18 protein-coding genes and 2 pseudogenes are annotated in these 23510 nt (G+C 57.4%); 9 read left to right on the forward strand and 11 right to left on the reverse strand.

The genetic code is table 11. The features are described 5' to 3' along the window. Positions 1–55: 55 nt before the first annotated feature. From EI969_RS02305 to EI969_RS02315, 3 genes are all read left to right on the forward strand, one after another. A complete protein-coding gene (locus EI969_RS02305) occupies positions 56–490 on the forward strand; it encodes a nuclear transport factor 2 family protein (RefSeq protein WP_160385744.1) in 435 nt (144 codons plus the stop codon). Positions 491–607: 117 nt separating this feature from the next. Continuing rightward, a complete protein-coding gene (gene mdeB / locus EI969_RS02310; protein WP_160385745.1) occupies positions 608–3310 on the forward strand; it encodes an alpha-ketoglutarate dehydrogenase in 2703 nt (900 codons plus the stop codon). A 40-nt stretch (positions 3311–3350) separates the two neighbouring features. After that, positions 3351–4652, forward strand: a complete 1302-nt coding sequence (locus EI969_RS02315; RefSeq protein WP_160385746.1) for a dihydrolipoyllysine-residue acetyltransferase — start codon at positions 3351–3353, stop codon at positions 4650–4652. 561 nt (positions 4653–5213) lie between these two features. Here EI969_RS02315 and EI969_RS02320 read toward each other — a convergent pair. From EI969_RS02320 to EI969_RS02345, 6 genes and pseudogenes are all read right to left on the reverse strand, one after another. Continuing rightward, positions 5214–5471 (reverse strand): annotated as a pseudogene (locus EI969_RS02320) (ATP-binding protein); the annotation flags it as partial. 457 nt (positions 5472–5928) lie between these two features. Next, positions 5929–6411: a Mov34/MPN/PAD-1 family protein gene (locus tag EI969_RS02325; RefSeq protein WP_160385747.1), complete on the reverse strand. Its 483-nt coding sequence runs from the start codon at positions 6409–6411 to the stop codon at positions 5929–5931. Further along, positions 6396–8063: a ThiF family adenylyltransferase gene (locus tag EI969_RS02330; RefSeq protein ID WP_160385748.1), complete on the reverse strand. Its 1668-nt coding sequence runs from the start codon at positions 8061–8063 to the stop codon at positions 6396–6398. Before EI969_RS02330 ends, EI969_RS02325 begins: the two co-directional genes overlap by 16 nt. Before the next feature lie 7 nt (positions 8064–8070). Further along, positions 8071–9240 (reverse strand): cyclic GMP-AMP synthase DncV-like nucleotidyltransferase, encoded by a 1170-nt coding sequence (locus tag EI969_RS02335; protein WP_160385749.1) that lies wholly within the window; start codon positions 9238–9240, stop codon positions 8071–8073. Beyond that, positions 9224–10255, reverse strand: coding sequence for a CBASS cGAMP-activated phospholipase (locus EI969_RS02340; RefSeq protein ID WP_371925833.1), 1032 nt, complete (start codon positions 10253–10255; stop codon positions 9224–9226). The genes EI969_RS02335 and EI969_RS02340 overlap by 17 nt, the downstream gene beginning before the upstream one ends. 673 nt (positions 10256–10928) lie before the next feature. Continuing rightward, positions 10929–11309: pseudogene (locus EI969_RS02345) on the reverse strand (DEAD/DEAH box helicase); the annotation flags it as partial. Positions 11310–11409: 100 nt separating this feature from the next. Between EI969_RS02345 and EI969_RS02350 the strand changes: the two are divergent. Continuing rightward, positions 11410–11829: a polyribonucleotide nucleotidyltransferase gene (locus tag EI969_RS02350; RefSeq protein ID WP_160385752.1), complete on the forward strand. Its 420-nt coding sequence runs from the start codon at positions 11410–11412 to the stop codon at positions 11827–11829. Between the two features lie 40 nt (positions 11830–11869). After that, entirely contained in the window at positions 11870–12766 is an 897-nt protein-coding gene (locus EI969_RS02355; RefSeq protein WP_160385753.1) for a cation diffusion facilitator family transporter, read from the forward strand. Here the strand turns inward: EI969_RS02355 and EI969_RS02360 are convergent. Continuing rightward, a complete protein-coding gene (locus EI969_RS02360; protein ID WP_160385754.1) occupies positions 12760–13821 on the reverse strand; it encodes a DUF6515 family protein in 1062 nt (353 codons plus the stop codon). The two genes, EI969_RS02355 and EI969_RS02360, sit on opposite strands and share 7 nt — an antisense overlap. 437 nt (positions 13822–14258) lie before the next feature. Between EI969_RS02360 and EI969_RS02365 the strand changes: the two genes are divergently transcribed. After that, complete coding sequence (locus EI969_RS02365; protein ID WP_056855781.1) at positions 14259–14738, forward strand: Lrp/AsnC family transcriptional regulator; 480 nt, start codon at positions 14259–14261, stop codon at positions 14736–14738. A 213-nt stretch (positions 14739–14951) separates the two neighbouring features. Beyond that, positions 14952–15161 (forward strand): DUF2788 domain-containing protein, encoded by a 210-nt coding sequence (locus EI969_RS02370; RefSeq protein ID WP_007975837.1) that lies wholly within the window; start codon positions 14952–14954, stop codon positions 15159–15161. Here the strand turns inward: EI969_RS02370 and EI969_RS02375 are convergent. The 4 genes from EI969_RS02375 to EI969_RS02390 form a co-directional block, all read right to left on the reverse strand. Next, complete coding sequence (locus EI969_RS02375; RefSeq protein ID WP_160385755.1) at positions 15156–15791, reverse strand: pseudouridine synthase; 636 nt, start codon at positions 15789–15791, stop codon at positions 15156–15158. The genes EI969_RS02370 and EI969_RS02375 overlap by 6 nt on opposite strands. Before the next feature lie 71 nt (positions 15792–15862). Continuing rightward, positions 15863–17362 carry an AMP nucleosidase gene (gene amn, locus EI969_RS02380; RefSeq protein WP_178120512.1) on the reverse strand — a complete coding sequence of 500 codons (1500 nt, stop codon included), beginning with the start codon at positions 17360–17362 and terminating at the stop codon, positions 15863–15865. A 185-nt stretch (positions 17363–17547) separates the two neighbouring features. Next, positions 17548–19197 (reverse strand): acyl-CoA dehydrogenase family protein, encoded by a 1650-nt coding sequence (locus EI969_RS02385; RefSeq protein ID WP_160385757.1) that lies wholly within the window; start codon positions 19195–19197, stop codon positions 17548–17550. 74 nt (positions 19198–19271) lie between these two features. Continuing rightward, the gene (locus EI969_RS02390) at positions 19272–21656 is read right to left on the reverse strand and encodes a hybrid sensor histidine kinase/response regulator (RefSeq protein ID WP_160385758.1); all 2385 of its coding nucleotides are present in this window, start codon (positions 21654–21656) and stop codon (positions 19272–19274) included. Between the two features lie 396 nt (positions 21657–22052). On the opposite strand from EI969_RS02390, the gene EI969_RS02395 reads away from it, so the two are divergent. Together EI969_RS02395 and thiE are read left to right on the forward strand one after the other, a co-directional pair. Next, entirely contained in the window at positions 22053–22850 is a 798-nt protein-coding gene (locus EI969_RS02395) for a hydroxymethylpyrimidine/phosphomethylpyrimidine kinase (protein ID WP_057713171.1), read from the forward strand. A 31-nt stretch (positions 22851–22881) separates the two neighbouring features. Continuing rightward, positions 22882–23505 (forward strand): thiamine phosphate synthase, encoded by a 624-nt coding sequence (thiE, locus tag EI969_RS02400; RefSeq protein ID WP_160385759.1) that lies wholly within the window; start codon positions 22882–22884, stop codon positions 23503–23505. Positions 23506–23510 lie beyond the last annotated feature (5 nt).

Here is a 23510-nt window from a genome sequence, read left to right on the forward strand (position 1 = left end):
CGTCAAAGGAGCTTCATGCGCCCCTTGCACTACCTAAACTAGACGGCAGCCCGTGATGACATCAGAGACCTCCAATATGACATCTGCACTAATGACGCTGCGCGACCACTTGATCGGTCTGGAACGTGAACGATGTGAGGCAATAGCCACAAAAAACCATACCCGACTCGTTGAATTGCTGTCGCCTGATCTGCAGCACACTCATACCCGTGGCAACACTGATACACGCGATTCGTACATGACTTATGTGCAAGAGGTTCTGGACATTCAAAAGGTCGAGAGGCCAGCGCTTGAACTGCACGTCCATGGCGGCACAGCGGTAATGGTAGGCACTCAAATCAATACTGCGAGACTTCGACAAGGTGATCCGCGTACAGCTCGGGTGGAGTCCAAAATCATCCAGGTCTGGGTTCGCGAACGAGACGGGGAATGGCGAATGCGCTACTTCCAGGCGACGGCTCTCGGTGGGCCTGTTTTCCTCGAAGAATAATCACTCATCAAGCATGCCCGTTTGCTTTTCGGTATGCACTGACGCCACTGACATAAGCCGGCTTCTGTACAGAAAAATCTGTCGAAGACTCCTTCATTCTCTCAGTAGGAGAATAAAATGACTCACCTTCCGCCCTCGTCGCGTTTTTCAATACATGCTCAACAGCCAGACGTCGATACCGACCCGCTGGAAACCACCGAGTGGCTCGAAGCACTCGATTCCGTAGCCCGCGAAGCAGGTGCGGATCGCGCTCAGTATCTGTTCGATCGCCTATCCGAATTCGCAGTTTCCCGAGGTGTAAAAACCAGTCGCAGTCGTATTACCCCTTACGAAAACACCATCAAGGTTGAACAACAAACCGCTTACCCGGGCAATCTCGAGCTGGAAGAAAAACTAAGCGCTGCGATCCGTTGGAATGCGCTGGCCATGGTAGTACGCGCTAATCGCGCCTACGGTGAGCTGGGCGGTCATATCGCGAGTTACGCCTCCGCGGCCGATCTGTTCGAAGTTGGCTTCAACCATTTTTTTCAAGCGTACGGTGACGAGGCGCAAGGCGATCTGGTGTTCTTCCAACCCCACTCGGCACCGGGGGTTTATGCCCGTGCCTATTTGGAAGGATTTCTGGAAGACAAACACCTAGAGCACTACCGCCAAGAGATCGAAGGTCCAGGGCTGTGCTCCTATCCGCATCCCTGGCTGATGCCTAACTTCTGGCAGTTTCCCACCGGTTCGATGGGCATCGGTCCGATCAACTCAATCTTCCAGGCCCGCTTCATGCGTTACCTGGAAAACCGTCGACTGCTGGAAACTCATGAGCGGCATGTATGGGGATTCTTCGGCGATGGAGAGATGGATGAACCTGAATCGATCGGAGCGCTTTCTCTTGCCGCCCGGGAAAACCTCGACAATCTGACATTCGTGATCAATTGCAACCTCCAGCGTCTTGATGGGCCTGTGCGCGGTAATGGTCGAGTCATCGATGAGCTTGAAGCATTGTTTGGTGGTGCAGGCTGGAACGTGATTAAGGTTGTCTGGGGCTCGGATTGGGATCCGTTGTTCGCACGCGACAAGAGCAATGCCTTGCTCCGGGCATTTGCCAATACTGTCGACGGGCAATTCCAGACCTTCTCGGCTAACAACGGCGCCTACAACCGCGAACGTTTCTTCAGTCAATCACCCGAGCTTGCAGCGTTGGCCACGCACCTGAGTGACGATGACATCGATGTACTTCGCCGTGGTGGGCACGACGTCCGTAAACTGCATGCTGCCTACGCTCAAGCTAAAGCACACAAAGGCCAACCGACCGTTATCCTGGCTAAAACCATGAAAGGTTTCGGGATGGGCAGCAGTGGCCAGGGAAGAATGACGACCCATCAACAGAAAAAACTCGAGACGGATGACCTCAAGGAGTTCCGGGATCGTTTCCGCCTGCCACTGACAGATGACGATGTCGATCAACTGAAGTTCTATCGTCCCTCAGAAAACAGCCCCGAAATGCAATATCTGCGGGCACGCCGCGCTGCATTGGGCGGCTACCTGCCTCGCCGCAGACAAGCCTCGACGACTTCGTTAGTAATTCCTGAGTTGAGTCAATGGGCTGAGTTTGCACTGCACGCGGATGGCAAGGAAATGTCGACCACCATGGCCCTCGTACGCATGTTCGGAAGCTTGCTCAAAGACAAGCAATTAGGCCCTCGAATCGTCCCCATTGTGGCGGATGAGGCGCGTACTTTCGGGATGGCCAACATGTTCCGTCAAATCGGTATCTATTCTCCGGCCGGACAACTCTACGAGCCCGAAGACATGGGTTCGATCCTTTATTATCGAGAAGAGGTCGATGGACAAATTCTCGAAGAGGGCATCTCGGAGGCTAGCGCGTTGTCTTCGTGGATCGCCGCTGCTACGTCCTATAGCGTCCATGACTTGCCGATGCTGCCCTTTTACATCTACTACTCGATGTTCGGCTTCCAGCGCGTGGGCGATATTATCTGGGCCGCCGCGGATCAGCGTGCACGTGGCTTCCTGATTGGGGCTACTTCCGGCAAGACCACCCTGGGTGGAGAAGGCTTGCAGCATCAGGACGGCACCAGTCATCTAGCGGCGTCGACGATTCCCAATTGCCGCGCCTATGACCCAGGCTTCGCCTACGAAGTGGCTGTGCTGCTCGACGAGGGGATGCGCGAGATGGGTGAGCGTCAGCAAGACGTCTTCTATTACATGACTGTCATGAATGAAAACAGCGCTCAACCATCCATGCCAACGCTACCGGCGGATACGCTCCGCGAAGGCATCATCAAGGGTATTTATCGCTTTTCCGGTCAACCATCGACACAAGTTCAACTCCTGGGTAGTGGTGCAATCCTCGGAGAAACGATACGGGCGCAACAACTTCTGCGTGACGATTGGAACATTGACGCCGCTGTCTGGAGCGTTACCAGCTACACCGAGCTACAACGTGAGGCCATAGCTTTGGAGCGTAGTGAGCGTCTCGGTGATCTAGCAATGCCTTGCTTCGTTACCCGTGCTCTTCAAGAGGCCCAAGGCCCAGTTATCGCCGCCAGCGATTATGTCCGTGCCCTTCCGGAACTGATCCGCGCCTTCGTCCCGAACCGATACGTCACTCTGGGTACCGACGGCTTTGGCAGGAGCGATACCCGCCAAGCACTTCGCAAATTTTTCGAAGTAGACGGGGAAGCGATTGTCATCGCAGCACTTAAGGCCTTGGTTGACGATGGGCAACTGCAAACTGAGATATGGCAAAAAGCAGTAAAACAGTATCGACCGGACGCTTCAAACCAATCAGCACCATGGCTGCTTTGACGTTTCCCCTTTTACAGACACGCTTTGGCAGGAATTGAACATGTCGGTAATAGAAGTAAAAGTCCCCGATATTGGGGACTTCCACGATGTACCCGTGGTCGAAATTCAAGTACGCGTTGGCGACCGTATCGAAAAGGATCAGCCCGTCCTTTCGCTCGAATCTGACAAAGCGCTTATTGATGTTCCCGCACCTGCGTCAGGTATCGTCAGTCAACTGAATGTTGCGGTAGGAGACAAAGTATCCCAGGGAACGCTGTTGCTTCACCTTGAACTGGTCGAGGCAGGCGCTGAAGGCGCCCCACCAGTTTTGCCAGTGCAGCAGGCAGAAATGGCGACGAATTCCAACGCAGACATTTCACATCTGACTCCACCCATCGCGCCTCCCATTGCTTTGCCAGCAGTGGCATCGGAATCCTTCCGCCACAGTTCCGGCTATGCAGGTCCGGCGATGCGTAAGTTCGCACGCGAGTTGGGAGTAGACGTCGCGGTTTTAAGCGGGTCTGGTCAACGGGGTCGAGTCACGAGGCTCGATATTCTGAACCATGTGAAAACAGGGCTAACAAGCGAGAATGTTAGTCGACCGGCAGCCAACAGTGAGTTCAATCTGATCGCCTGGCCAAAGATCGATTTTTCCAGATTTGGCCAGGTTCGGGCTCAACCGCTTTCGCGCATTAAAAAAATATCTGGCGCTAACCTGCACCGCAACTGGGTGCGTATCCCTCACGTCACAAACCACGACGAAGTCGACGTAACTGAGCTGGAGAAACTGCGCCTGCAACTCAATTCAGAATATTCAAAGGCAGGAATCAAAATCACGTTTCTAGCATTTCTGATTAAAGCCTGCGCTGCAGCACTCAAACGTTTCCCTATATTCAACACTTCACTGGAAGGGGAGGATTTAATCTATAAGGAGTACGTCCATATCGGCTTTGCCGCTGATACACCGAATGGTCTGGTAGTGCCGGTAATACGAGATGTCGATCAAAAAGGCGTACTACAGATCTGTCAAGAAATGGGCAACCTGTCGGCACTGGCAAGAGAAGGCAAACTGAAGCCAGAGCAAATGCAGGGAGGGTGTTTCTCCATCTCCTCTCTAGGAGGAATTGGAGGAACTTATTTCACCCCTATCATCAACGCTCCGGAAGTCGCCATCCTTGGTGTAGGCAAGGCTGTAATCAAACCCACTTGGATGGGAAGCATAGAACAAGGCGAAGTGCATCCTCGATTGATGATGCCTTTATCATTATCGTGGGACCACCGAGTGGTAGATGGAGCTGAGGCAGGGCGTTTCTTGGCGTTCATAAACCAAGTTTCAGTTGACTTTCGAAGAATTCTTCTTTGACTGCCTAATACTATAGCTGAATTCATATCGCCGTCGGATGCAAAAACCAAAAAATTGCTCTGTCTCGGCGATATATTGCTATTGATTAACCCGAGCAATGAAAGAAACAGCCTAATCGACCGAACCCGAGCAAATAAGCCACTCACAGCATCTGCTAGAAAGTAGGCTTATTTCGGATTCGGGTTCCTGCGACCAGGTACGACAGCATTCATCCTCGAAAACTAGTGAGTGCTGCCTATCCTGCGTCTAATATCTTTTTTCAACGCAAAAATAGCTCCCATCAGCCTGGCCGCCCCCATAGTAAATATGGCGCATATCATCATCACTTCAACGCCTGCTATTACATTCTTTACACGAGTTCTTTTTGTTGGCGCTGATTGAAAAGTGACCCACCCTGCCGATTGAAAAATGACCCAGGACGGATTGCTGATTTTTGTCCCAGCAATTGTGGATGCTTAGGACGCATCTGGCCCGACCGCATGCAGGCATGCGGCAGGGTGTTTATGGTGCAGATCAAAACGGTTCATCGCCCTTGATACCATTTTCGTCCTTGCGCTTTCGTTAACGCGATTTGATCTTTGTCTGGGCGGCCAAAGTGCTGTGTTGCAAGCGGTAGGACTCGTTGCCCGTTTCGACGATGTGGCGGTGGTGTGTCAGCCGATCTAGTAAAGCAGTGGTCATCTTGGCGTCGCCAAACACATTCGACCATTCCGAGAAGCTGAGGTTGGTGGTGATGACCACGCTGGTGTGTTCGTACAGTTTTGACATCAAGTGAAATAACAGCGTGCCACCACTCTGACTGAAGGGGCAAATACCCAAGGGACGGTGTGTCTGCCGGACGCTTATGCAGATTTCACACAGCGAAGTGTTGGAAGTAAATATCAAAAACCGGAAGGGGTTACACGGTTTTGGACATTTACATGCCAGAAAATTTCGATATTTACCTCCGGGTAGTTGAACGGCCAGAAATGACGAATCCCGCTCTAGGCGGGATTCTCAGCCGTCGACTGCATGCGTTCGACGGGGCAGGACGCTGTTACCTGGCACTGGGCCATCTGACTTTCATCAGAAGTGGGGTGCGATCCGAAGATCCCTGTAACCACCCTGTGGTTCACGCCTAGGCGCAGATGAACCATAGTCAATCCATAATCGCTATGTCAATCCTGCTGTCACCTCCTGGATCACCTAGATTCACCCCGAACATCCCTCAGCCCCCGGTTCAGCCCACCGAATGGGCCGCTTCTGCCAGCGTAAGTGCCGATGTGAAAAGGTCATTCTAGATCCCCTCGCTGGCCATAGTGGTGCATTCGATCAGCTCATGGTTAACCGAGAGTCCCAGCCATATAGTTCCTGTCAGGCCTAGTATCATGAACACCATAGGCTTAGTTTGTCGTTTTGTTATCTTGGTCCACTCGTTGATATCCATGCCTGATGGGGATGGATTGATTTCTGGATGAGTGTGCCATTCGCCAAGATAGTCCATGGTCATCTCACTAACACGCCATTGCTCCAAGGCAATTTGCTGATGATGATGAGCGGCCCTGTCAAACCGGTAGCGCCGTCTCTGATCGGTTAGCTGCGGAACTGTGACCTGGACGACGTGCAGGTATGGACCTTTCCGGTATCCCAGTAAAATCCCCCCTGCTTCGGGCTTGTCGATTCGATTTTGTCGGTACCGATCCATGGTCTGGAGAGGTATGCCTTCTACGAGAATTTTTTGATGATATAGCGCGGCTTCCCACACTATTGCGGTTCGCATGCAGGACAGCCCTTTATCTTCGAGAGATTCTTATTTTTCAAGCTGAAGACGTCAGCGTTTGCCGTGGCTCGCGTTCTGAAGCGTGGAGCAGGTGATCCCTGTAACCAGTCGCACACCATCTCTGTGGCTAGCGCTGCAGCATGTAAAGGTGCGGAGACGGCATAAGGTGTGTAAGCGCGACAGCCGTCCGTTCTGCGAACAGACGGATTTTTAAGTACCCGATACCGTTCTTGCCGATGAGTATTTGCATGGGGAACAAGAAGGCAGCGATAGCACCCACCGCCTTTGTCGTCAGTCCACAGCGCTTGCACTGCCTCCCCATTACCACGGATCCAAGTATGTAAAACAGGAACGTGGCTTTTTCGCTGTAATCGCAGACCGTTAAGGAGTTCGCTGACTGTTTCCTCACCGGTGGCGTCGATTATCAATTCCGACCCCCACAGCCCCCGATGAGCAAAGACGCTGCCTGTCACCGCTTCAATCTTGCTGAAGGGAAACTGACGATTCAGATCTGCTGCAAGTGCAGTGGCCTTGAACTCAAAAAGTGATGGGTAGCCGAGAATGTGGCGGCCTAAATTCTCTGGCCCAATCCTCTCTGGATCAATCAGCTTTAGGCCGCCGAGCTTCCCCGTGCCAGCGCCTAGGCGCAGCATTGCATGGGCGACAAACGAGCCAATGGCTCCGCATCCCACCACGGTTACCCTTTTGTTATACAGGTCTGGGAATTGAAGGTTTCTGCTGTGAACAAAATGACTGCTCACTTGCTCGATCGATAGCCGGATGAGAGGCGTTTCTCCTCCCTTATTGTGAAGCCATTGCCTGTAGCGATTGGGGCTTCGGCTGTACCCTTTTCTTTTTAAATGGTCAAGATTGAACCCAAAACCGATCCGACCTACGGGGGTATCGATGGCAAACGAAACATACTTGAATTTCAGGTAATCAGGCTCAGACAGGATGTTCTGAACACTGGCTGAAAGCGTCTTATCCCAAGTGCGTAACCAGGAAAACAATTCCTTGACAGTGCCTGGCACTGCCTTTGGTACTGCCGGGGAGGTTTGGGTTTTCAACAGCCAGCAACGAAAACTTGAAGGCTTTAGAGTCCCACCTAACGATGCAGCAAATGTTTCTGCTTCTTCACGGTCGCTTGAAATGAGCACTCGCTTCTTGCCGGATTTTTCGATGATGAAATAGTGCGCGTATAGATCTTTTTCGTTCGTGTGTCCCAGAAGCACATCCCACGGGGGGGTCGTCTGGCCGTACTCCCAATGAGCGCGAAATTCATCTCGTATATCAATGTCTCGGTAGTGGGGTTCCGTAGCGATTCGATCGAGTATCGCAGTCGCTTGGTTGAGGCACTGCAACACAGCGGTTGCGGGATCGTATCGATCAAGCGTTACGGAGCCGGGTGCGAAGTAGCAGAGATTACCCAGCACATCGATGTGCGGCATCAGTTCAGGGAGAAAGCCAGGGCGATCCAGTAAGCAGATCACCGGATAGCTCAGAAAATCCCAATCTGTGATCGTGAATTTGACTGCCACGTCGCCTTTTTTACAGGCCAGCACCCCTTTAAAAGCTCGCGCCGGTAGCTTAGCAGCTACCGGTACAAAGCCACGCGCGCTCAGTGCTCGTAAGGTTTCACCTAAAGCGCTCATAGGATCCTCAGCCTGCACTGCTGGACAGAACGACGGGGGGGGCTACTTTTTCTGGAGCGGTGTTGCGGATCGCATCCGCTTCACCGCCCACCTCAATCAGCGTGGTATCCCACGGCATTCGGCTGCCAAATTGGCCTCTCATTTGAGCCACCGCTTGGCCTTTTTGATGTTCTCGCATCATGCGACTTTCGTAGATTGCGGTTCCCAGTTCGGCAAAACGACGCGCAGCAATTGCACGGTCTGGACCCTCTAGGCGGTTGAAATCCTCATTCTTGTCATCTATCCCGGCTTCCCGTATTTCGCCGTGGAAGACAACACCCAATTGTTTGGCTGCAGTTTCAGTTGCCAAGTCATCGCGTCCCGGTTGGGCAACAAAACTTTGGGCAACTGCAATCATGATCGAGACGGAAGTTGGACCGCCGCTATCCCAATGCACATCCCGCCATGCTTTTAGGTAGCGGCATACTCGCCGCAGTTGTTCGCCATGCTCTTCAATGCGATCTCGAAACCAGTTAGCTACTGCTTCTGGATCAGACTCACGCCATTCACCACTACGAGTGGCCATTGCAATATGGTCCAGATCCTTCCAATGCTGCGGTTCAAAACTTTCATCCATGGCGCGGGCCGTTGTGAAGTTCTCAACGCCATCCAGCATCGCTTTCTCAAGCGAGACCCGCTCGGTAATGGTCTCGAACTCGTCTTCAGGCGCGGCGTACAGGGGAAGATCGATATGGGCCCAGTCGGCAATTTGAATACGTATGCAGGTTTTTTTGCCAGTGATCAGGCCCCATTTCTCCTCCTTGCACAGGTCTTTCAGCAGCTCTTCGACCAGAGTGAAGTAGGCTTTGGCCATCTGGTGGGGTGGGCCATTTTCCTCCCATACAGTGACAGGGAGGTAGACGCCATAATCCCAGTCCATTTCTTGAACCGGAGGCTTGGCAGGCACGACACACGTGTTGTATGACCAAGATCCTTGAGTCCTGAATCGCGGCTCCACCACATGCTCCATGCCTAAAACAGCTTTTGTGGCTGCACGGATGCGCGGCTTCAAATGCTCACGAATCTTATTTTTGCACTCCATTAGAAACTTGCGCTGCTCACGCGTAGGTGCGATTCGATCCTCGAACACGTTGGCATCCGCGCCACCCTTATGGAAGAGCTTATTCAGTTTCAACATTTTCACTACTCCCTTCGGTAGCGTTAAGGCCATAGAAGAATCGCGGCGGTGAGGCCAGATGGCCAAGGTAAGGTTGAAGCTCGTCCTTGCCGAGCCAGAATTTGGATTGTTCAGAGGCTGCGCCCAGCAGGACCTCTTTTGCGGGGCCGTCTGCTTTATCAAGCGCAACGGCGCTAGCGCGCTCGTCAGTCAATGTTTCGTCGATATGGATGTAGCGGCCTGGGAGACGGTGACGAAGCATAAAATCGCTTAACGATTCAAGAACAGATATGGACAAGCCAAACAGGCGCTTGGGCGTATTTGCAGGGTTGATCCCTCCCCAGTCATAGGTTCCCCCGTCACGATTGCGCCCGGGGTTGGCGGTGAATTTCGAGGACATGGTGCCGATGGATAGGAGGTGCACGGCCTCGGAAGGCTGTTGGAAAAAAATCTGCGCTTCATGGGCCGCCAACAAGCCAGGGGCGTTGGCATACAACCCCCCATCGACGTACTGGTTGTTATTGAAAGTGTGTCGAGGGAAATAAGCAGGAGCAGCGCTCGTCGCTAAGGCGATGTCCACAAGCCGAAATTGATGGTCGCGTTTAAAGGAAAGATGATGCGGGGTCTTGAAGACTTGTGGCTGTCCGCTCGAGTAGTTGATCGCCGGAATGAGCACTGGATGTTTGCAGTTGCCCAGTGTGCGCTGACCGAAGAGCGACGGGTCACTGAGTAGGTTCTGTAGAGGTTCCGCAGAGTACGGCGCTCTCAGCATTCCCTTCAGAGAGAATCGTCGTTTGAAGATTTCTTCCCCGTGTTCAACAAACAGATTGACCATAGTTTTCGCAGGAATACCGGCAGCGATTGCCAGCGCAAGAATTCCTCCGATTGAGGTACCTGCAATCAGGTCAAATCGGGTAGCAATGGGCGCACCAATTTCTTCCTCTAAATCCGCGAGAATCTTCGCTGTATACAGCCCTCTAAAACCACCACCTGACAGCGCTAATATTTGAAAACGCTTTTGCCTTGGTTCAACCACAGTAGTCCTCCTTGCGCAGTGGATAAGTGGGCAAGAAGCACTGTTTCTGACCTGCCATATCCAATTCTCCGAAAAACCCAAAATATGGGCTTTATGAATCATCTGAACACAACATAGTGTGGTCACTTGACGATTGCAAGGTGTCAGCCTGTGGATAACTTGTTGGTATGTATATAGATACAGTCCGCAAGCCGCAGACCATATAGGCTGGAGCGCTCAAGAAAAAAAAACTTGGATCCTAAGTTTTTTGAGAACGACGCTGTGGATTATTTTTGGCGCCTGAAAGTCGACAGGGATAGCTGTGGATAACTAATGGATTGCCGACCCACACATCCCCACCACGTTGAGCAAAATCATCATCGCCTAAGCTGCAGTGGAGCATGTATTCCAGTACAGCTAACGCTGGATATCTTTGCGGTGGTGATGCTGGGGCAGGTTTTGGCCGATTGCTGCAAACCTAGAGGGAACGCATCCGATTTACGCAGAAGCTGCAGAAGTGGAACGGTTAACTAGGTGCCATTTTGCAATTTCGCAAAACCCTCAGACTTGCTAAAGGCTCGCCACCCACTCGCAGAGGAGCAGTATCAGAACGCCCCTATCGAGATAAGGACGAGGTCAATATGAGGGCGCTTTTTGACAATAAATCGTGAAATTTTGATGCAAATGGCAAAACGTGGAACTCGTCGAAGATCAGCAGGCCCACGCCTTCCAGCGCCGGGTCATCCTGCAGGCGCCGGGTGAGGATGCCTTCGGTGACCACTTCGATGCGGGTATTGGGGCCGACCTTGCTGTCGAGCCGAATGCGATAGCCCACGGTTTCGCCGACCTTCTCCCCCAACTCGCTGGCCAGGCGCTCCGCTGCTGCGCGTGCGGCCAACCGGCGGGGTTCGAGCATCAGGATGGTCTGCCCGGCCAGCCACGCCTCGTTGAGCAAGGCCAAAGGCACGCGGGTGGTTTTACCGGCGCCTGGCGGCGCTTCGAGCACGGCTTCGTGGCGTGTAGCGAGGGCTTCACGCAGGGCGGGTAAAACTTCATCGATCGGCAAAGAAATCATGCTGGCTCCAATACAGAGCGGCGAGTATAACGGCGAACTGTTTGGCGTAGTCTGGGCTCTAACCAGTAACGTTATTGGCGTTCTACTCAGGAGATTTCAAATGCGTGCTCCCTTTCGCCTGATTGGCGGTGTTCTGGTCGCAACCTTGCTGACTCAAGTGACCGCCTGCGGTTCGATCTTCTACCCCGATCGCCGTGGCCAGATCGAAGGCAAGATCGACCCGGCCATTGCCGTGCTCGACGCCGTCGGCCTGCTGTTCTACATCATCCCCGGCCTGATCGCGTTTGCCGTGGACTTCGCCACCGGCGCGATCTACTTCGAGCCAGGCAAGACCGCGCAGGTCGATCCGCAAACACTCAAGAACGCCATCGGCCCCGACGGCAAGGTCGATAACCGCAAGTTGCAGACTATTCTGGAAAGCGAGCTGGGCCGCAGCTTCCCGCTGGACGATCCACGCCTGATCCAGAGCAAGGGCAGCGCCCAGCAACTGGCGATGTTCGGCCTGCAACCGGCCGCGTAATCCCTGCGCGCCAACGGACTCTTCAAGGAACGATTGACCTATGACCTCCAGCTCCGAACACGCCCGCCTGCTGCGGCTGGCGACCCGTGCCTCGGTGGCGGTGGCGTGCACGTTGATCGTCGCCAAGGCCATCGCCTGGTGGCTGAGCGGTTCGGTGAGCATGCTCGCCGGGCTCACCGACTCGGCACTCGACGGCGTCACGTCGTTGCTCAACCTGTTGGCGGTGCATTACGCCCTGCGCCCCGCCGACGATGATCATCGCTACGGGCACGGCAAGGCCGAGTCTCTGGCGGGCATGGCCCAGGCGCTGTTCATCGGCGGCAGTGCGGTGCTGATTGCGTTGCAGGCCTACGATCGGCTGAAACATCCCGAACCGGTCGGCGCGCCGTGGATCAGCATCGGTGTGATTGTGTTCTCGCTCGCCCTGACCCTGGCGTTGTTGATGTTTCAACATCGGGTGGTCAAGGCCACCGGCTCCAACGCGGTGCGCGCCGACTCTCTGCACTACCGCTCGGACATGCTGCTCAACGGCAGCATTCTGGTCGCGCTGGTGTTGGCCGGGTTTGGACTGCATCAGGTCGACCCTTGGTTCGGTCTGGGGATCGCTGCCTACATTCTCTGGAGCGCGGTGCAGATCGCCCGGGAGAGTTTTGCAGTATTGATGGATGAGGAACTGCCACCGGATGTCAGCCAGCACATGCTGGAACTGGCGTGCGGCGTACCCGGCGTGTTGGGTGCGCATGACCTGCGCACGCGGATATCCGGCAACCAGTGGTTTGTGCAGTTGCACCTGGAGTTGCCGGGGGAACTGACGTTGTCAGTCGCCCACGGCATCAGCGATCAGGCGGCCGCAGCCATTCACAACACCTACCCGCGAGCCGAAGTGCTGGTGCACGCCGACCCGCAGGAAGTGGTGAAAGCCGCCCGGGCTCAGTAGTTCACCTGATAACCGCGACTGCTCAGGCAGTTGCCCTGGGCCTGTCGATAGGCTTGCACCACCGACGGGTCTGGCTGGTAGGTGGCGGTGCGTGGATCGAAACCACTCTGCTGCACCGCGTATTGATAACACTCGTAGCCATCCCGGCTGACCTGCTCCTGCGACTGCCCGTTGGCCGGATACGCTTCCACGTCATAGCCATTGCTGGCGGCCGGTGGTTGCGATTGCGGTTGGCCAACCGGCGGCTCGACCACGATGTAATCCCGAGTGTTCTCCTGGTAGGCGTAATACGAACCGGCCGCGAGGAACAGCAGCGCCCCGCCGATCCACACCTGTTCGGCGTAGTCAGGCAGGTAGCTGACGCGAATTCCGCGCGGTGGCGCTACCACCTCATAACGCGGGCCCAGCGGGCGATACCAGTAGCCCCCGGAATAGTAGTAATCCATGCCACGGTAAGGCACGCGGTAGTTACGCTCGGGGAAGCGGTCGATCACCTGGCCGGGGCGATACCTGGGGCCCGGCCCCCAGCCGTTACCGCGTCCGCTCGGGCGTCCGTCCCAGTGATTGTCATTGTTCGGCGCACCGACATAGCCGTTCCAGCGCTGGTTGTTATCGTTGCGATGCGGCTGATCCTGGTAGTAACCGCGCTGCGGTTGCTGGGTCTGGCGCACGGTGTCGGGGCGGGGCTGGATCGGCATGTCAGTGGCCGGCGCCTGCGGCGGTGGCGGTGGTGAGCGAACCCGGCTGTTGAAATCCGGTGCTGGACTCTCCTGCCCCTGGCCCTTGTTCTGACGTTGGTTCTGACCGTTGTGCTCGTACTGGCGGTTGTCGTTGTTCTGCGCGCGCGGCTGATTCTGTGGCGGGTTGTTTTGCGGACGTGGCTGGTTGTTGCCACCATGGCCCTGATCACCACCCTGGTTACCACCCTGACGCCCATCCTGGCCGTGCTGTCCGCCATCATGGCCTCGGTTCTGCGGCTCATCGGCCAGCGTTTGCGCGGTGACACTGACACACAGCAAACCAACACCGGCCAAACGCCAGATGCGCGATTTCATGCTTTTCCTCATTGCGGGATAGGGCCTGTACATAAGACTGGGAAAGCCGTGGCCGGTTCTGCAACAGGTTATCAGTCACGCAACTTATTTATTGAGGACGGGGAGGAAAATTCCACGCAAGAAAAAGGGGAGACCCGTCGGCCTCCCCTTGGAAAACTTCGTCCTGGCTCGACGCTTATGACGTCGGCTCACCTCACGCCGTCTTCTGGACAGTGTGTAGCTCGGGGGCCGGCACATCCCCGGTGGGGGTGGCGGCCGCGGCTGGCCTGATTGGGCGAGTCGCAGTGGACTGTTTGTCCGAGCAGTGATTCTGGTGATAAGAATAGGCTCGGAGCGCCGGCAGAGGATTGCGAAGATTGCTCAATTAAACATCACTTGCGCAATTTTTAACCCCGGATACATAATCCGCCGCAATAGTTACGACAAAGGACTGATTGATGAGCAAGCTCGACCGTTATGACCTGAGTATTTTGGCGGAATTGCAGCGCGACGCGCGCATCTCCAACCAGGAGCTGGCCGAGCGCATCGGCCTGTCGCCTTCGCCGTGCTCGCGGCGGGTCAAGCAACTGGAAGACGACGGCTACATTTCCCGTCAGGTCGCCCTGCTCGACCGCAAGATGCTCGGCCTGAGCCTGACGGCATACGTGCTGATCGGCATGGACCGACATACCCCGGAGCGTTTCGAGAATTTCGAACAGGCCATCCGCACTTTGCCGCAGGTACTGGAATGCAGCCTGGTGACCGGCATGGACGCCGACTATCAGCTCAAGGTCGTGGTGCCGGACATGGATCACTACCAGAAACTGCTGCTCGGGCATCTGACGCGGATTGAGGGTGTGACCAGCGTGCGGTCGAGTTTTGTGTTGAATCAGGTGTTGAATAGCACCGAACTGCCTTTGACTCATCTGCGCAGCTAAGTACGCCATCGCTGGCAAGCCAGCTCCCACAGTGTCAGTGTCGTATACAAATTCCGTGAACACTGCTGAACCTGTGGGAGCTGGCTTGCCAGCGATGGGGCCGGCACAGGCGACGAATGACTGCGACACACCGACGCAGGTCAATACTGCACGCAGCCTGCCGGGCGTATACTCCCCGCGCCCTTTTAGCCTCGCCCGCGCTGGAGATGTTCGATGGATCCTGCAGTTTTTGAAGAATGGATGATGACCGGCCTGGTCACGATCCTGATCATTTTCATGGGTTTCATCGTCTGGGATCTGGCGAAGAAGTCCAAGGCCGGGCGCTTTGGCTCGTTCATTCTGTTCTTCGTGCTGGGCCTGGGCGTGGCCGCGTTCATCATCAAGAGCGTGGTGATCGGCCTGATCGAATCCGGCGCCCTATAAGCGCGCCGGTACTTCTTTCCACTGGCCCTGGTCGAGCCCTTCGATCGTCCAGTCGCCGATCTTCACCCGCACCAGACGCAAGGTCGGCAAGCCGACCGCAGCGGTCATGCGCCGCACCTGGCGGTTGCGCCCTTCACGAATCACCAACTCCAGCCAACGGGTCGGCACGCTTTTACGGAAGCGCACCGGCGGATTGCGTGGCCACAGCTCGGGCTCGTCCAGTTGCCGCGCCTCGGCGGGCAAGGTCATGCCGTCATTCAATTCAACGCCGTCACGCAAACGCTGCAATTGTTCGGCACTCGGCTCGCCCTCGACCTGCACCCAATAGGTCTTGGCCAATTTGTGTTTCGGGTCGGCGATGCGCGCCTGCAACTGACCGTCGTTGGTCAGCAGCAGCAAGCCTTCGCTGTCGCGGTCCAGCCGTCCGGCCGGATAGATTCCCGGTACATCGATGTAATCCTTGAGCGTCGCGCGCCCTTCGCCGTCGCTGAATTGCGTCAGCACATCGAAAGGTTTGTTGAACAGGATCAGCTTCGGCTCGGCCGGTGGTGCCTTGGCGACACGACGCGGGGCTGAAGGTGAAGGTTTCGCGCCAGGGCGACGGGAAACGGGGCGTTGAGGACGGGACATGGCGAAGAGAACATCTAACGGTCAGGGCTGCTAATGCTAGTGCCCTGACCGCCAAATGACCATGATAACCGTTAGCGGAACGGCGGCTCGTCGAAGCTGCGCAGTTTGCGCGAGTGCAGCGAGTTGAGTTCGGTGCGCAACAGATCCACCGCCTCGATACCGATCTTCAAGTGCTGGCTGACCGCGCGTTCATAGAAGGCGTTGGCCGAGCCCGGCAACTTGATTTCGCTGTGCAGCGGTTTGTCCGAGACGCACAGCAACGTGCCGTACGGCACCCGCAAGCGATAACCCTGGGCTGCGATGGTGCCGCTTTCCATGTCCACCGCCACGGCGCGGGACAGGTTGATCAGCGGCCGCTCCTGGGCCCAGCGCAGTTCCCAGTTACGGTCGTCGTAGGTCAGCACGGTACCGGTACGCAGGCGTTTCTTCAGTTCGTCACCCTTCTCGCCGGTGACGTTGGCCGCCGCTTGCTGAAGCGCCATCTGCACTTCGGCCAGGGCCGGAATCGGAATGTTCGGCGGCACCACCCGGTCGAGAATGCCGTCGCGACGCATGTAGGCGTGGGCCAGCACGTAATCGCCGATGGTCTGCGACTGACGCAGGCCGCCGCAGTGACCGATCATCAGCCAGCAATGCGGGCGCAGCACGGCCAGATGGTCGGTGATGTTCTTGGCGTTGGACGGGCCGACACCGATGTTGACCAGGGTCACGCCGTGGCCGTCAGTGGCGATCAGGTGATAGGCCGGCATCTGGTAGCGGTGCCAGACCACGCCGGCGGCAATCGCCGAGGCTTCGCCGTGATCCATGCTCTTTTCGATGATCACGTTGCCCGGCAGGACCATGCGCACAAAACGCGGGTCGCTGCGCAATTGCTCCAGGCCGTGGACGATGAACTGGTCGACATAGCGGTGATAGTTGGTCAGCAGGATCCACGGCTGCACATGCCGCCAGTCGCTGCCGGTGTAATGCACCAGCCGGCGCAGGGAGAAATCCACCCGGGCGGCATCGAACAGGGCCAGCGGCAGCGGATCGGTGTTTTCCCAGTCGTACAAACCGTCGGCAATGCCGTCGGTCGCGGCCGACAGGTCGGTACTCGGGAACACCCGTGCCAGCACGGCAGCGGTGACGCCGGAGCCGGCCAGTTCATCGCCCTGCTCGACCACATACGGATACGGGATGTTCTGCTGGCTGACACCGACTTCCACGGTCACGGTGAAGTCGTGCATCAGCGGAACCAGTTGTTCCAGCAAGTATTTACGGAAAGCCGATGGGTGGGTGACGGTGACGCTGTAAGTGCCCGGCAACTGGACCTTGGCGTAAGCGCGAGTGGTCTGCGGGACTTCGCCTTGACAGTGATAGGTCAGGCGCAATTCGGGATAGCGGAACATCGAGCGCTGTTCGGCATCGGGCTCGACGCGGTCCTTGAGGTAGCGCTTGAGCGCCTGACTCAACGCGGTGGTTGCACGATGGTGCAAGTGTGCAAGCCGATCCACGGCTTGCTCGGCGGTTTGAACGATAATAAAAGCTTCGGTCACGATCAGCATCCTGTGTTCTGACTTGCAGACCTTCATCTTGCCTGCATCGTCGCTTCACGGGAACAGTGGCGTTTGGGCAATACATTGAATTGCAGAAAGACCCTGTGGGAGCGGGCTTGCCCGCGATAGCGGTGTGTCAGACACCATAGATGTCGACTGTAAGTCCGTCATCGCGGGCAAGCCCGCTCCCACAGTAGTTTGCAGTGTTTGATCAACCGTGATCAGAAACCCTGTGGCGTCGAGCGGGCGACAATCGCTTCCACATCCAGCCCGCGTGGCAATGCGCCGTAGACCCGGCCGCCACCGCCCAGACGACTGGCAATAAACGCATCACTGACCACCGAATTCCCCGCTTCCAGCAACAACTTCGCCTGCAACCCCAGAGCAATATCTTCAGTCAATTGCCGGGCACGGTACTGAATGTCGCTGGTGTCCTTGAAGGCCACCTGCAATTGATGGATATGCGCAGCCAGGCGCTTGTCGCCATGGCCATCGCCCAACTCGCTGAACAGTGCGTCAAGCACACCCGGCTCTTTCGACAGGGCTCGCAGCACATCCAGGCACTGCACGTTACCGGAACCTTCCCACGTCGAATTCACCGGTGCCTCGCGGTAAAGCCGCGGCAGGATGCTGTCTTCGACATAACCCGCGCCGCCCATGCATTCAGCCGCTTCGTTGATCATCGCCGGGGCTCGTTTGCAGATCCAGTACTTGCCCACTGCCGTCACCAGCCGGGCGAACCTGGCTTCCTGCGAGTCATCCAGATGATCCAGCGCCTTGCCCATGCGCAGGCTCAATGCCAGGGCGGCTTCGCTTTCCAGCGCCAGATCCGCCAGCACGTTCTGCATCAACGGCAGCTCGCTGAGCCACTTGCCGCCGACCGAACGGTGCGCGCAATGATGGCTGGCCTGGGTCAGCGCCTGGCGCATCAGCGAGCTGGACCCGACCATGCAATCGAAGCGGGTCATGGCGACCATCTCGATGATCGTCGGGACGCCTCGGCCCTCTTCACCGACCATCCACGCCAGCGCGCCACGGAACTCCACTTCGCTGGAAGCGTTGGAACAGTTGCCGAGCTTGTTCTTCAAACGCTGGATGTAGAACTGATTGCGCGTGTCGTCCGGACGATGGCGCGGCAGCAGGAAACAGGTCAGGCCCTTGTCGGTCTGCGCCAGTGTCAGGAAGGCGTCGCACATCGGCGCCGAGCAAAACCACTTGTGCCCCACCAGCTCATAAGCCTGGCCCGGACCGCTGGCACCGACCGGATAAGCCTTGGTGGTATTGGCCCGCACATCGGTGCCGCCCTGTTTCTCGGTCATGGCCATGCCGATGGTGACTCCGGCCTTGTGGGCCATGCCGACGTTGCGCGGGTCGTATTCGGTGGCGAGGATTTTCGGCAGCCACTTTTCCGCCAGGTCCGGTTGCAGGCGCATGGCCGGCACACTGGCGAAGGTCATGGTCAATGGACAACCACTGCCGGCTTCGGCCTGGCTGTGCAGATACGACATCGAAGCGCGGGCGACATGGGCGCCGTCCTGCGGGTGTGCCCAAGGCAGCGAGGTCAGGCCGTGCTCCACCGCAGTGCGCATCAATTGGTGATAAGCCGGATGAAATTCCACCAGATCGATACGATGACCGAAGCGGTCATGGCTGTTGAACACCGGCTTGTTCTGATTGGCGAGGAACCCGGCCTCCATCAACGGGCCACCGGCCAGTGCGCCATAGGCGTCGATCCGCGATTCGGCCCAGCCGGCCCCGAAGCGTCGCGACCATTCCTGCAACGGCAAGTCGATGCGGTACAGGTTGGCGCCATCCAGTGATGGTGGCTGGTTGGTGACTTCGTGGGTTTCGGCGAACTGATGCAGGTTCATGACAGGGCTCCTTTGGTCGGCCAAGGGAATTCAGTTAAGCACCGCCCCTCGGCCGATCAAAGTGTCATATCCGCCTAACTGTCGGCGCTTTCGCCCTGCTGCGGGCAGAGCACGCGACGGTAGAGCGCGGCCTGCAAGTCTTCGAATTTCACCGGTTTGCTCAAGTAATCGATCAGCGCGCCGGTCGGGCAGCGTTCTCGGTCACCGCTCAGGGCGATCATGAACAACGGCAGTTCGGCACAGCCCGGCAACTCGCGGATGCGGCAGCACAGCGACTCACCGTCCTGAAGCGGCAACTGACAATCGACCAGCACCGCGTCAAACACTTCGCGCTGCAAGAGATCGAGCGCGACATCGGTGCTGTCAGCCGTGCGTATGCGAAAACCCAGTTTGAGCAACATGCCGCGCATCACCAACTGGCTGACGCCGTTGTCATCCACCAACAGCACGGCACAATCCCCAGGCAAGCGCAGGCGCGGAAAGTCCCGGGACATCAACGGCGTCACCGGACGTTGGGCCACCGGCAGCCCGACCTCCACATCCAGTTGAAACCGACTGCCACGGCCTGGTTCGGAGCGATGTGTCAGGCGCCCACCGAGCAATTCGACCAACTGTCGGCAAATCGCCAGGCCAACACCCAGGCCACCGTATTCACGGGTCATCGAACCGTCGAGCTGGAAGAACCGCTGATACATCGTGGCCTCCCCCAGATCGGTGAAGCCGATGCCGGTGTCGATCACCGCAAAGGTCAACGCCAGCCGGTCGGGCTCAATGGCCTTGCCGGTCACCCGCAGGGCCAGGCCACCGACCTTGGTGAACTTGATGGCGTTATCCAGCAAACATTCCAGGCATTGCGCAATCTTGAGGTTGTCGCCGTGCAAGCGATCCGGCACCCCGGTTGCCACGTCGATCTTGAAGTCCAGCGACTTGCCCGATGCGTTGCCCTCGAACTGCGTGCGCAGTGCCTCGACCATGCCGCGCAAGCTGAAGGTGTCGGCCGAGGCCTTGAGTTTGCCGGCCTGCAATTCGGTGAGGGTGAGGATGCCGTTGACCATGCGCATCATGTCCCGCGCCGAGCCCGAAGCCGTCTGCTGATACTGCTCGAGTTCCGGCTCCATTTCGACCGTCTGCATCAGCTCCAGCGAACCGATCACACCGTTCATGGGGGTCCGCAGTTCATGGGTCAGGGTGGCGAGGAATTCGTCCTTGAGCTTGTTACTGCGAGCCAGTTGCTGGTTGAGCACTTCAAGCTTCTGGCTGGCGTCGAACAGCGTTTGCGCCTGCTGCTCGCGCATGGCGTTGATGCGGTCGGCCAGCGCCAGGGACAGCAACGCCACTTCGATGGCCGAGCCGATCTGGCTGGAATACATGGTCAGGAATACGTTCGGCAGGTAGCCCAGTACCATCAGCGTATTGACGATGCCGCCGAGCAAAAACGCCGACCAGGCAATGATGAAATATCGCGCAACGCGCAGGCCCCGCAGCCAGGCAAAGATCCCGGCGGCAAAAATCACCACGGTGAACGTCAGTGCCAGCGCCGTGGCCAGGCGCAGGGCCAGGGCATAACTGGTCATCAATGACAGGCCGATCACCAGCGCACCGAAGGCAACCAGCGCCAACAACAAGCGGTCGAGCCAGCGACTGTGGGTAGCCATTTGCAGGAAGCTGCGGGCGAACTGACTGCCGAACAGCCCCGCACAGCCGATGAAAAACGGCGTCGCGGCGTTGGCCCACCATGGATTGTCCGGCCAGAAATACTGCACGGCCGCCCCGTTTACCGACAGCTGATACAGGCCGAACGAGGCGATATAGAAGATGTAGTAGAGGTAACTGGTGTCGCGCACGCTGAGGTAGATGAACAGGTTGTAGACCAGCATCCCCAGCAGCACGCCGTAGATCAGCCCCAGTACATAGAGGCGCACGGGCTGCTCTTCGAGGTAGGCGGTGCTTGACCACAAAGTGACCGGAGCCTGGATCGAGCCTTCGCTTTGCAAGCGCAGGAACAGGGTTTGCGCCTGGTCAGGCTTGAACGTCAGGTCGAACAGATAGTTGTTCTGGCGAATTTCGCGGCTGGCGAACGGCAAGGCATCGCCGGTCCGCCTGACCAACTGATAGTTGCCGGCCGCATCGGGCAAATAGAGATCGAGATGATCGAGGGGCGGATAGGCCAGTTCCAGCAACCAGGTCCGTTGCGCCGCCGGATTGGCCGGACGGTAATGCAGGTCGATTTTCAGCCAGAACACCGAACGCGAGTACCCGGCGTTGAGCGTGTCTTTGTTGTGCGCCTTGAAGTTGCCGGCCGCCGCTTGCGCACGGATATCCGCGATGGTTGCCTGACCACCTGCGTCCTCGTAGACCTGCAGGGTTCGGCCCAAGGGGAGGCTTTGAGTGAACTCATCGAACTCGACGGCGTTTGCCAGGAGGGGCAAACACAATAGCAACATCAGCAAATAGCGCATTGAAGCCCCAGCGTGGCCTGTCCGGTTCTGTCAGGAAGCCCCCCATTCCTTTTGAGCAGACGTAAAACCGGTATCACCTGTTATTGGTTTGGATCCACTCTAGCATAGCCGTTGATGGCCATTAAACACCATTGAAATTTTTCCTACAGAGGCTCTAGAACGGGCGTCTCAGAGCAGCTCCGGGAAGGCATTTTGTGGTTGGCAAGTCACTGTGGCGAGGGGGCTTGCCCCCGTTCGGCTGCGCAGCAGTCGTGAAACCCGCCAACGCGTTGAACCAGGCAGGTTATGGGGGGCCGCTTCGCGACCCAACGGGGGCAAGCCCCCTCGCCACAATGTATCGATTAACCGCACCGCCACAACACCCGAAAAACAGGTTTGGTGGTAAGCTCGCGCACCATGAATATCTACAGCTCACGCCCCGTTGTCCTCTGTCTCTCCGGCCACGACCCAAGTGGTGGCGCCGGCTTGCAGGCAGATATCGAAGCCCTGCTCGCTCAGGGTTGCCATGCGGCTCCGGCCGTCACCGCGCTGACCGTGCAAGACACCGTCAATGTCACTGACTTCCGTGTCCTCGACCGTGAGTGGGTACTGGCCCAGGCCAATGCCGTACTCAACGATTCCGAAGTCGCGGCGGTCAAACTGGGCATGCTCGGTTCGCTGGAAATGGTCGACACCGTTGTCGAACTGCTTTCGGCGCACCCGCACCTGCCGGTGGTCTGCGACCCGGTGCTGCGCGCCGGCGGCGGCGGACGCCTGGGCAAGGACGAAGTCGGCTATGCCATGCGCGAACGCCTGCTGCCCTTGTCGATCATTGCGACCCCCAACCTTCCCGAAGCCCGAATCCTCGCCGAACTGCCCGAAGGCACCGCGGACGAGTGCGCTGAAAAACTCCTGCCGTTCGTCAAACACCTGCTGATCACCGGCGGCCATGGCGACGAAACCGAAATCCACAACCGCCTGTACAGCCGCGATGGCCTGCGCGAAACCTTTACCTGCCAGCGCTTGCCAGGCAGCTATCACGGTTCCGGTTGCACCCTGGCCAGCGCGCTGGCCGGTCGTCTGGCCCAGGGCGAAAACCTCGCCAGTGCCGTGCAGACCGCGCTTAACTACACGTGGCGCACCCTGCGTGACGCCGAGCAACTGGGCAAAGGCCAGTTCGTGCCGCGCCGCTTGCCACTGGATTTCTGTTCGTAACTTCTATTTGCATTGCGGTGAGGCTTGTCCGATGAAACTACGTGGCCTGTACGCCATTACCGACAGTCATTTGCTGGACGGCAAGTTGCTCAAGTACGTGGAGGCGGCGCTGGAAGGCGGCGTCACCTTGCTGCAATACCGCGACAAGAGCAGTGACGAGGCCCGCCGCCTGCGCGAAGCCGAAGCCTTGCGCGGGCTGTGCGAACGCTACAAGACGCAGTTGATCATCAACGACGACGCCGAGTTGGCTGCACGCCTGAACGTGGGCGTGCACCTGGGCCAGACTGATGGCCCGCTGACTCCTGCCCGTGCACTGCTCGGGCGCCAGGCGATCATCGGTTCGACCTGCCACGCGCAGCTCGAACTGGCCGAACAGGCTGCAAAGGAAGGTGCCAGCTACGTCGCCTTCGGCCGCTTCTTCAATTCAAACACCAAACCCGGCGCACCGACTTGCAGCCTCGACCTGCTCGACCAGGCCCGCAAGCAGCTGCACCTGCCAATCTGCGCGATCGGCGGCATCACCCTGGATAACGCCGCCCCACTGGTGGCCCATGGCGTCGATCTGCTGGCGGTGGTGCATGGCCTGTTCGGTGCCGAGAACACGGCTGAGGTGACCCGCCGCGCCCGCGCCTTCAACGAACTGTTTTCCATTTAAGCTTT

The sequence above is a fragment of the Pseudomonas sp. PB101 genome, assembly GCF_009764265.1.
GTDB lineage: Bacteria > Pseudomonadota > Gammaproteobacteria > Pseudomonadales > Pseudomonadaceae > Aquipseudomonas.

Bases quoted from the DNA above. Each gene is read 5' to 3' on its own strand.
- EI969_RS02305 (WP_160385744.1), top strand. From the start codon at position 56: ATGACATCAGAGACCTCCAATATGACATCTGCACTAATGACGCTGCGC.
- mdeB (WP_160385745.1), top strand. From the start codon at position 608: ATGACTCACCTTCCGCCCTCGTCGCGTTTTTCAATACATGCTCAACAG.
- EI969_RS02315 (WP_160385746.1), top strand. From the start codon at position 3,351: ATGTCGGTAATAGAAGTAAAAGTCCCCGATATTGGGGACTTCCACGAT.
- EI969_RS02325 (WP_160385747.1), bottom strand. From the start codon at position 6,411: ATGCGAACCGCAATAGTGTGGGAAGCCGCGCTATATCATCAAAAAATT.
- EI969_RS02330 (WP_160385748.1), bottom strand. From the start codon at position 8,063: ATGAGCGCTTTAGGTGAAACCTTACGAGCACTGAGCGCGCGTGGCTTT.
- EI969_RS02335 (WP_160385749.1), bottom strand. From the start codon at position 9,240: ATGTTGAAACTGAATAAGCTCTTCCATAAGGGTGGCGCGGATGCCAAC.
- EI969_RS02350 (WP_160385752.1), top strand. From the start codon at position 11,410: ATGCGTGCTCCCTTTCGCCTGATTGGCGGTGTTCTGGTCGCAACCTTG.
- EI969_RS02355 (WP_160385753.1), top strand. From the start codon at position 11,870: ATGACCTCCAGCTCCGAACACGCCCGCCTGCTGCGGCTGGCGACCCGT.
- EI969_RS02360 (WP_160385754.1), bottom strand. From the start codon at position 13,821: ATGAAATCGCGCATCTGGCGTTTGGCCGGTGTTGGTTTGCTGTGTGTC.
- EI969_RS02365 (WP_056855781.1), top strand. From the start codon at position 14,259: ATGAGCAAGCTCGACCGTTATGACCTGAGTATTTTGGCGGAATTGCAG.
- EI969_RS02370 (WP_007975837.1), top strand. From the start codon at position 14,952: ATGGATCCTGCAGTTTTTGAAGAATGGATGATGACCGGCCTGGTCACG.
- EI969_RS02375 (WP_160385755.1), bottom strand. From the start codon at position 15,791: ATGTCCCGTCCTCAACGCCCCGTTTCCCGTCGCCCTGGCGCGAAACCT.
- amn (WP_178120512.1), bottom strand. From the start codon at position 17,362: ATGAAGGTCTGCAAGTCAGAACACAGGATGCTGATCGTGACCGAAGCT.
- EI969_RS02385 (WP_160385757.1), bottom strand. From the start codon at position 19,197: ATGAACCTGCATCAGTTCGCCGAAACCCACGAAGTCACCAACCAGCCA.
- EI969_RS02390 (WP_160385758.1), bottom strand. From the start codon at position 21,656: ATGCGCTATTTGCTGATGTTGCTATTGTGTTTGCCCCTCCTGGCAAAC.
- EI969_RS02395 (WP_057713171.1), top strand. From the start codon at position 22,053: ATGAATATCTACAGCTCACGCCCCGTTGTCCTCTGTCTCTCCGGCCAC.
- thiE (WP_160385759.1), top strand. From the start codon at position 22,882: ATGAAACTACGTGGCCTGTACGCCATTACCGACAGTCATTTGCTGGAC.